This is a genomic window from Nocardia sp. 852002-20019_SCH5090214, assembly GCF_001665865.1.
GTDB classification, from domain to species: domain Bacteria; phylum Actinomycetota; class Actinomycetes; order Mycobacteriales; family Mycobacteriaceae; genus Nocardia; species Nocardia nova.
This window is the reverse complement of sequence record NZ_LZMK01000277.1, coordinates 1-961: the sequence shown is the minus strand read 5'-3', so window position 1 is coordinate 961 and position 961 is coordinate 1. Positions and strand designations below refer to the sequence as shown.

Below are 961 nucleotides of genomic sequence, written 5' to 3'. Positions count from 1 at the left end.
TCAACCTGTCCGGCCTGCACACCCCCGTCCAGCAGCACCACGACGAAACCCTCGACCGGATCGGCAGCCAGTTCGCGGTGATGCTGCGGGCACTGATGCAGGAGGTGATGAACCGAGCCACGGCCGGCATCACCGCCCGCCGCGCCGCCATCGAGGCCATGCAGATGCGGGAGGAGAAGGCCCGCCGCGAGCACGCCGCCCAGGTCGCCGCCGAGCGCAAGGCGGCCGAGAAAGGTCTGGAAGCGCTGCGCCGGAAGGGTTGGGATCGGCTCTCGCGCAACGAAATCGCCGCCGCGCTACGTGAGGCGGTGACCTGGTCGGAAGACTCCGAGGCTGCCCGCCGCGCGTCGGTGGAACTGGCCGGGCACATCCGGCAGCGCTGGGGTGTGCACGTCGACCTCGACGGCGGGCACGTCACCATCGATGCCGAGGTAACCCCGCAGCTGGCGGCGAAGATGGCCGCCGTCGAGCAGGAACGCGCCACCCAAGACCGTCTGGCCACCGCCCAAGACCGGCTGGTGGAGATGATCGCGGCCGAGGACATCGACGAATCGGTCAAGCAGGAGCTGTACGCGCAGGTCGAGGCGTGGCGCAACGAGCCCAGCGTGAACAGCCTTTCGGCGTTGACGAAGAAGATGAAAGCCGCCGGTCTCGGTGACGAGGTGCGCGCGCGGGCCCGGTTCGTGGCCATCTACCTCGGTGAGGCCTCCGCCCAGCCGATGAGTGTGAACGACACCGACTGGGTGCCCGTCACCCCGGCGGCAGCCGAGGAGTTGCGCCGAATCGGCAAGCCGGTGGTCGATCTGGGGGAAGAGGCCAAATACCGGGTCGACACCTTGCTGCTGGACTATCAGGCCCGCCTCAAGAGCGGTCTGGACACCGTGGGTGTGCAGGCGCGGCTGGCCGAGGCGGTGTCGGTGATGACCGAGAAAGACCGCGAGATCGCCCGCGAGCGGGGCAA

Annotated in this window: 1 pseudogene; it reads left to right on the top strand. The window is 69.0% G+C overall.

Annotated elements, in window-relative coordinates:
- Window positions 1-961: pseudogene (locus tag A5780_RS41185) on the top strand (hypothetical protein); the annotation flags it as partial.